We start from the raw sequence: 7,789 nt of genomic DNA, 5'->3' as shown, positions 1-7,789 counted from the left end.
CGGTCCGAAGGGGGAGCCACGGTCGCTGCCCGTGCTGCATGACATCGACCTCGATCTGCGGACCGGGGAGACGCTGGTTCTGCTGGGCGAGACCGGCAGCGCCAAGGCGACGCTCGCCCGCTCGCTGCTGTGCCTGCCGCCGCCGACCTGGGGAGCGGTGGTGTGGATGGGCCGCGACCTGATGGCGACGGCGGCGCCATCGACCGCAGCAAATGCAGGTGGGGGCGCCAGGGGAGGCGCCGGTGGCGACGATCCCGACCGCGGCGGTCTGCGCCGCGCCCGGCGCGACCTGCAGCCGCTGTTCCCCGACCCGGCCGCCTCCTTCGACCCGGCCATGACGGTGGGCGACCAGTTCGGTCTCGTGCTGGAGAGCCTGCGCCCGGACATCGCCGCCGAGCGCCGCGACCGGCGCATCGACGAGGCGCTGGAGGAGGCCGGGCTGCGTCCGGATGCGGCGCTCCGCTGGCCCTCGGCGCTGAGCGTCGCGGAAGCCGCCCATGCCGGCCTTGCCCGTGCCATCCTCTCCGAGCCGCGCGTGCTGATCGCCGACGAGCCCGCCGCCCGCCTGTCGGCGGAGGAGCGCGAAACCTTCCTCGACACGCTGGTGGCGGTGCGCGACCGTCGCCGCCTGGCGCTGGTCCTGGCGACCGAACGTTATGACGAGGGCCTGCGCGACGCCCACCGCGGCATCGTCATGCTGGCCGGCCGGGCGGTGGAGAGCGCCGATGCCCAGACGTTGCGGACGGCGCCGCTGCACCCCTACAGCCGGGCGATGCTGGCGGCGGCCCGCGGCGAGCGTCCGGCTCTGGAGGGCGAGGCGCCATCGGCCTTCGCCCAGCCGGCCGGCTGTCCGCTGCGCCGCCGCTGTCCGCTGGCGCGGGAATTCTGCGCCCAGGCGGTCCCGGCGCTGGAGGAGGTGGCACCCGGCCATCATGTGGCCTGCCATTACTGGGACACGCCGGCGGAGGGGTGATCGGTCGCAGTTCAACGGCTGGCTGCTGTCCTGCCATCGTGCTACCTTTCGGGGATACGAACTGTCCGTTTGTCGTATCCCTGCCGCCGGGGAACCGATGCCGTCCCTGTCCGCCATCACGCCCGATTTGGCCGCTCTGCCGGAACTGGTTCTGCTGGCCGGTCTCGCCACGCCGCTGTGGCTGGTGCGGGCCGAGGACGGCGCCCTGTTGTGGCTGAACGGGGCAGCCCGTGCGCTGCTCGACCCGGCCGCGGCCGGCGGGATGCTGCGGATCCAGCCGGCCGGTCCGGTGCCGGCGGATCCTGTGGAGCGGGACGTGACCATCCGGGGCGACGGGGGACCGCCGCTGGCCCTGACCGTTCGCAGCGGACCCGCGCCCTGGGATGGCATCATGCTGGTGGAGGCGCGGACGCCCGACCCCGCCGGCACCAACCGCCGGACATCCGACCATGTCCAACACCTGAGCCACGAACTGCGCACCCCGCTGACCGCCGTCGTCGGCTTCGCCGAACTCCTGCGCGACCGGCTGCTGGGACCGCCGGACAGCCCGCGCTATGGCGAGGCGGCAGCCCAGATCGTCGCCGCCGGCGACTATATGCTGGAACTGATCAACAACCTGCTCGATCTCGCCCGCATCGAGGCCGGGCGGCTGGACCTGCATGAGGAGGTCTGGCCGCCCGCCCTGATCGTCGACGCCACGCTGTCGATGATGGCGGCGCGGGCCGGGCAGACCGGCGTGACCCTGTCCGCCCGCCTGCCGGACGATCTGCCGGCATTGCGGGCCGACCCGTCGCTGGTGCGGCAGATGCTGACCAACCTTGTCGGCAACGCCCTGAAATTCACCGCCCGTGGCGGCCATGTGACGGTGTGGGCGGAGCGCGATGGCGGGAGCGATACCGCTGGCGGTCTGGTCCTGGCGGTCGCCGACGATGGCCGCGGCATGCCGCCCGACCGCATTCCGCAGGCGCTGACCGCCTTTGCCCAGCTCCATGATCCCGCGCATGACCCGATGACGGTTGCAGAGCACGGCTCCGGCCTCGGCCTGCCGCTGACCGCCGCCCTGATCGACTTGCATGGCGGCAGCATCGCCATCGACAGCGCACCGGGATGCGGGACGACGGTGCGGCTGCGCTTTCCGCCGGAGCGGGTGGTGGGGTAGCAGCCGCCGGCCCCCGGCGCTACAGATCCTCCGGCTCGCCGGTGCGCAAAGCCCCCGCCAGGGCCGGTGCCAGATCGCCGGCCCCGACCACCGTCACCCGCTCCAGCCCCAGCCAGCCGGCCAGCCGGCGCAACTCCGCCGCCAGGGGCAGGGCGACCGCGTCGGCTGCGGCATGCGGCTCGGTATGGGCGGCCTGCACCAGCAGGGTGGCGGCCTTGCGGTCGGATTTCAGGTCGACCCGGGCGGCGATGCGCTCGTCCATCAGGAAGGGCAGGACGTAATAGCCATGTTCCCGCTTGTGGGCGGGGGTATAGATCTCCAGCCGGACGCGGGCGCCGAACAAGCGTTCGGTGCGCTGCCGCTCCCAGATCAGCGAATCGAAGGGGGAGAGCAGGGCGCGGGCCGGCGCCTTGCGGGGGATGCGCAGGTCGGGGGTGACGTAGGCGGGGCGGTCCCAGCCCTCCACCGTCACCGGCAGAAGCTCCCCGGCCTCCACCAGTTCGGCGATGCGCTGCCGGGCATCGGCGACGTCCAGCCGGTGATAGTCGCGCAGGTCGCGCTCGGTGGCCACGCCATGGGCGCGGGCGGCGATGCGCAGCAGGGCGCGCTGGGCCTCGGCCTCCTCCGGGGTCGGCGTTTCGAGAATGGCGGCGGGCAGCACCCGCTCCGGCAGGTCATAGAGCCGCTCGAAGCCGCGGCGCCGGGCGGTGGTGACGAGACCGGCCCAGAACAGGAATTCCAGCGCCCGCTTGCCGTCGCTCCACCCCCACCAGCCGCCGGCCCCGCGTCCGGCCTCGCTGACTTCCGACGCTCCCATCGGGCCGCGCGCCGCCACCTCCGCCAGCACCGAGTCGATGTAGGGCCGGCGTTCGGCGGCGAAGCGCGCCAGTTCGCCATAGGTGCCCTCGCCACGCTCGGCCCGCGCCATGCGCCAGCGGAACAGCGGCTGCTGCTCCACCGGGATCAGCGACGCCTCATGGCCCCAATACTCGAACAGCGCCCGCCGCTTGCCGCCATAGGCCAGCCGGTCGAGCAGCGCCGCCTCGTAGGACCCCAGCCGCGAGAACAGCGGCAGATAGTGGGAGCGCACCAGCACATTGACCGAATCGATCTGCACCAGCCCCAGCCGCCCGATCAGGCGCCGGGCATGGCGCGCCTCCACCGGATCGGAGTCGGTGGCAGTGTTGGAGAAGCCTTGCGCGGCGATGGCGGCGCGGCGGGCCTCGCGCAGGGACAGGCTGTCGGAACGGGGCATGGGTCTCAGAGGAAATTGGATGGGACGCCAGCTTGAGAATGCGTTTGATTTTCGTCAAGGCGGGGGAGGGGAGGGGCGCGCAGGCTGACGGTCATCCTGCACTGCAGCACCCGTCTTGCGGAGTCCCCACCATGTCCTCCCCCAGTCTTGCCGGCCGCGACGACGGCCCCGCCATTCCCATCCTGTTCCAATATGGCTTCCGCTTCTTCTTCCTGTTCAGCGGCGTGGCCGCGGTGGGTCTGCTCGCCGCCTGGCTGGGCGTGCTGGTGACCGGGGAATGGCCGGAGCATGCGGTCGGCGCCAGCGCCTGGCACGCCCATGAGATGCTGTTCGGCATGGTGGTCGCCGCCGTCGCCGGCTTCCTGCTGACCGCGGTACCGAGCTGGACCGGGACCAAGGCGGTGGCCGGCACCCCGCTGATGGCGCTCGCCGCGCTGTGGATCGCCGGCCGCGTCGCCGTTTTCCCCTGGACCGGCGTGCCGGAACCGGTGGCGGCGGTGATCGACGTCGCCTTCCTGCCCGGCCTTGGCGTCGCGCTCGCCCGGCCGCTGGTGGCGGCGGGCAAGTGGCGGAACAGCGCCTTCCTGATCCTGATCGGGCTGATGACCGCCGGCAACCTGCTGATCCACCTGGACTGGCTGGACCTGCTGGATGGCGGGGCGGATGCCGGCTTCGCACTTGGGCTCGGAATCGTGCTGATGATGGTGACGGTGATCGGCGGGCGCATCCTGCCGGCCTTCACCCGCAACGGGCTGGGCAAGGCGGGCATGAGCGTGCGGTCCTGGCCGATGGTGGAGCGTCCGACGCTGGTGCTGACGCTGGCGCTGATCCCGGCGACGATGGCGGCGCCGGAGTCGGTCGTCACCGGACTGATCGCGCTTGCCGCGGCGCTCGCCCATGCGGTGCGGCTCGCCGGCTGGCAGGGCTGGAAGGCCTGGCGCTCGCCGATCCTGTGGATCCTGCATGTCGGCTATCTGTGGGTGCCGGTGGCGCTGATCCTGCGCGGGCTGCATGCCCTGGCCGGGCTGCCTTCGGCGGCGGGAACCCATGCGCTGACGGTCGGTGCCTTCGCCACGCTGATCCTGGCGGTGATGAGCCGCGCCTCGCTCGGCCACACCGGGCGGCCGCTGGTGGTGTCGCGGCTGACGGTCGCCGCCTATGTGCTGCTGACGGTCGCGGCGGTCGGCCGCACCGCCTCGCCACTGCTGCCGGTGGAGTGGGTGTGGGCGGCACTGCAATGGTCGGGCTATGCCTGGGTCGCCGCCTTCGCCCTGTATCTGGTCGCCTACGCCCCGGTCCTGCTGTCGCCGCGCGCCGACGGCCGGCCGGGTTGAATTGGCGGCCGGGCTGACCTCACCTCTGCAGGCGGGGCGTCACGCCCCGCCGCGGAAGTAGCGGTCGATGGCGTCGGTCATCTCGATCTCGCGGAAGGGCTTGGTCAGCACCGGGCGGCTCTGATGGTTCTGCGGCAGGCCGCCAGCGCCATGGCCGGTGGTGAAGACGAAGGGAATGCCGCTGGCGCTGAGCGCGTCGGCGACGCTGTCGACACGCTCCCCGCGCAGGGTGACGTCCAGCAGGGCGGCGTCGATGCCGCCCTTGGCGATGAGGTCCAGCGCCTCCGCCACCGTGCCGGCGGGGCCGACGACGTCGACATTCTGGACTTCCAGGGAATCCTCGATGGCCATGGCCACCAGCGGCTCATCTTCGACGAGCAGGATGCGCAAGGACTTGGATCGGTCGGCTTCCATTGGCAGGCGGCTCGCTGCTGGTCAAAGCTGTGGAGATGGGCGGCGGTTGGCGGTCAGATGGGGGTCGTCATTGCCTCCGGCAACCGGCGTGAGCTTTTCCGTTCAGCTGCCCCCTTGTCCACCCCGACCTTGGTCATCGCCCATTAAGCCATCCGCAAGCTCTGGCTGGACTATCACCCAAGATCATCAAGTGCCTGTTGGAGAGAGGGATAGAGCGCCTCCACCAGCGATCCATCCGGCCGGATCGGCGACGGCAGGATATCGGCCCCTTCCAGGGCGCGGGACAGCGGCAAACCGCCGACCTCGACGAAGCCGCCGCGCTCGCCATATTGGCCGACGATCCAATCCCTGACCGACGGGTCGCCATCCAGGGAATTGTTGTGCGAAATCAAGGCATGGGTGCCGTCGTCCGACCGGCGATACCATGCCTTGCTGCCACCGCCCAGATCCATCGGCGTGAAGCCGGCGGCGGTCAGGGACTGACGCACGGCCGGACGCATCCGGTCGATCCGCGCTGCCGATCCTGGCCCGGTCCATTGGTCGAGATCGTCTGCAAGCTCGCTCATGGTGCCTCTCTGGTCGTTGTCCTGATGGAACAACGCGTCAGGGAAGCCTTTGTGCCGCGCAGACCTGTCCGAATGTGGAAGAGGCGGCTGCCTGTTCGTGGCTGGCCGGCCGACGGACCATCCGTTCAGACGGAAATCGGCCCGGTCAGGCGCTGACCGGCTTGCGCGTGCGCAGCGCGGCGAGCGAACGGTCGAGCAGGTCGTAGAGACGCGCCTCCTGCTCCAGAACCGCAGCGCCGGGGGCGTGTTCCAGCTCCTTCGCCAGCCGGCCGAGCGCTGCGGCGCCGAGGTTCAGCGAGGTGCCCTTCAATGTATGGGCGGTGCGGTTGTGCGGCTCGCCGGCACGGGCCTGGGCGATCATGCCGTCGATGGTCTTGCGGCCATTGTCGGTGAAGCCGGCGACCGAGGCGGTCCAGTCATCGACCGTCAGCACCTCCAGCAGCAGGGACACCTGCTCCTCGTCCAGCAGGTCGGCGTCAGGAATGTCGGTGTCCGGAATGTCGGGCATGGCGGTCACGGCAGTCTCCGGAGCGGGGGCGTGTGGAACAGGGGCGTGTGAAGCATGGGCGGCGGAGCCGGGAGCCGGCACCGGATCGCCGCGGCCCAGAACCGACGCCATTTCGGCGAACAGCAGGGCGGGGCGCAAGGGCTTGGTGACGAAGCCGTTCATCCCCGCCGACAGGCATTCCGGCCGCGAACTGCCCGAGGCATGGGCGGTCAGCGCCAGGATCGGGACGCTGCCCTGCGGTCCGGGAAGCTCGCGCACGCGGCGGGTGGCGGTCAATCCGTCCATCCCCGGCATCTGGATGTCCATCAGCACGAGGTCGAAGGGCTGGTCGCGCAGCAGGCGCACCGCCTCGCCGCCGCTGGCCGCCAGCGCCACGCTGTGGCCGGCGCGTTCCAGGATGCCGCGGACGATGTCGCGGTTCACCTCGATGTCGTCGACCGCCAGCACGCGCAGCGGCGGCAAGGCGGCGACCCGTGCCGCCTCGCCCAGGCTGGCGCCGTGGCCGCCGTCGATGCGGCGCAGGGCCGACGGATCGCCGGGCCGGGCGACGACGGTGAAGCGGAAGACGCTGCCGCGGCCGGGGGCGGTGTCGACCGCGATGCTGCCGCCCATCAGCAGGCAGAGGTCGCGGCAGATCGCCAGCCCGAGGCCGGTGCCGCCGTAGCGCCGGGTGATGGAGCTGTCGGCCTGGGTGAAGCGGTCGAACAGGGTCGGTACCGAATCGGGGGCGATGCCGATGCCGGTGTCCTCCACCTCGAATTCCAGCAGGAAGGAGTCGGGAGGGCCATCGGCAACGAGGTCGTCCGCTCGGAGGTCCAGCCGGCGCACCCGCACGGCGATGTGGCCCTCCTCGGTGAATTTCACCGCGTTGCCGACCAGATTGAACAGGATCTGGCGCAGCCGGGACGGGTCGGTGACGATCACCTCCGGCACCGACGGCATCAGCCGGGCCGACAGCTCCAGCCCCTTGTCGCTGGCGTTCGGGCGCAGCACCTCCAGCACACCGTCGATCAGCTGTGGCAGGGCGCAGTCCGCCTCCTCCAGCTCGATGCGGCGGGCTTCCAGCTTCGACAGGTCGAGGATGTCGTCGAGCAGCCGCAGCAGCGTTTCCGCCGACCGGCGGGCGACGTCGGCCAGCCGCTTCTCCTCCACCGGCAGGGCGGCGTCGGCCAGCAGGGTCAGGTTGCCGAGCACGCCGTTCATCGGGGTGCGCAGCTCGTGGCTGACGGTCGCCAGGAATTCGGTCTTCGACCGGCTGGCCGCCTCCGCCGTCTCCTTGGCCTGCAGCAGCTGTTCGGCGGCGCGGCGCGGCTCGGTCACGTCGATGCACAGCCACAGCTTGCCGATGGCGGAACCCGCGGCGTTGCGCACCGGCACATTGTGCCAGCTGACGATGCGGCCGTCGGTCAGCGTCATCTCGCGCCGCTCGTCGCCGTCGACCGCCGACAGCAGGGAATGATCGGTGTCGCGCGGGGCGTTGCCGGCATTGGCCAGCGTTTCGTCCAGCCTATGGCCGAACGGCGCCGCCGCGATGGTGAACAGGCCGGAAAAGGCGGGTTGGCATAAGCGATGCGCCCGTC

General features: G+C 71.4%; 7 protein-coding genes. 3 read left to right on the top strand and 4 right to left on the bottom strand.

What is annotated here, in order from left to right; translation table 11 throughout:
* Positions 1 to 973 (top strand): oligopeptide/dipeptide ABC transporter ATP-binding protein (locus I71_RS00235; protein WP_042688588.1); only part of this gene is annotated, 973 nt, incomplete at its 5' end.
* Positions 974 to 1,070: 97 nt separating this feature from the next.
* Positions 1,071 to 2,132 (top strand): HAMP domain-containing sensor histidine kinase, encoded by a 1,062-nt coding sequence (locus tag I71_RS00230; RefSeq protein ID WP_049975826.1) that lies wholly within the window; start codon positions 1,071 to 1,073, stop codon positions 2,130 to 2,132.
* A 19-nt stretch (positions 2,133 to 2,151) separates the two neighbouring features.
* Here the strand turns inward: I71_RS00230 and I71_RS00225 are convergent, their stop codons facing one another.
* Positions 2,152 to 3,387: a winged helix-turn-helix domain-containing protein gene (locus I71_RS00225; RefSeq protein WP_042688584.1), complete on the bottom strand. Its 1,236-nt coding sequence runs from the start codon at positions 3,385 to 3,387 to the stop codon at positions 2,152 to 2,154.
* A 131-nt stretch (positions 3,388 to 3,518) separates the two neighbouring features.
* On the opposite strand from I71_RS00225, the gene I71_RS00220 reads away from it, so the two are divergent.
* The gene (locus I71_RS00220; RefSeq protein ID WP_042688583.1) at positions 3,519 to 4,721 is read left to right on the top strand and encodes an NnrS family protein; all 1,203 of its coding nucleotides are present in this window, start codon (positions 3,519 to 3,521) and stop codon (positions 4,719 to 4,721) included.
* A gap of 39 nt (positions 4,722 to 4,760) precedes the next feature.
* On the opposite strand, the gene I71_RS00215 is transcribed toward I71_RS00220, so the two are convergent.
* From I71_RS00215 to I71_RS00205, 3 genes are all read right to left on the bottom strand, one after another.
* On the bottom strand, positions 4,761 to 5,111 hold the full coding sequence (locus tag I71_RS00215; RefSeq protein ID WP_244433524.1) for a response regulator: 351 nt from the start codon (positions 5,109 to 5,111) through the stop codon (positions 4,761 to 4,763).
* Between the two features lie 197 nt (positions 5,112 to 5,308).
* A complete protein-coding gene (locus tag I71_RS00210; RefSeq protein WP_042688586.1) occupies positions 5,309 to 5,701 on the bottom strand; it encodes a hypothetical protein in 393 nt (130 codons plus the stop codon).
* Between the two features lie 145 nt (positions 5,702 to 5,846).
* Positions 5,847 to 7,789: ATP-binding protein (locus tag I71_RS00205; protein ID WP_244433523.1), on the bottom strand; the 1,943-nt coding region annotated here is incomplete at its 5' end.

Origin of the sequence: Azospirillum sp. B506 (genome assembly GCF_000333595.1) — a bacterium.
Lineage (GTDB): Bacteria > Pseudomonadota > Alphaproteobacteria > Azospirillales > Azospirillaceae > Azospirillum.
This window is presented reverse-complemented; position numbering and strand designations above follow the sequence as displayed.

Excerpts from the sequence above, each read along its gene's own strand:
- I71_RS00220 (WP_042688583.1), top strand. The coding sequence starts at position 3,519 with ATGTCCTCCCCCAGTCTTGCCGGCCGCGACGACGGCCCCGCCATTCCC.
- I71_RS00230 (WP_049975826.1), top strand. The coding sequence starts at position 1,071 with ATGCCGTCCCTGTCCGCCATCACGCCCGATTTGGCCGCTCTGCCGGAA.
- I71_RS00225 (WP_042688584.1), bottom strand. The coding sequence starts at position 3,387 with ATGCCCCGTTCCGACAGCCTGTCCCTGCGCGAGGCCCGCCGCGCCGCC.
- I71_RS00210 (WP_042688586.1), bottom strand. The coding sequence starts at position 5,701 with ATGAGCGAGCTTGCAGACGATCTCGACCAATGGACCGGGCCAGGATCG.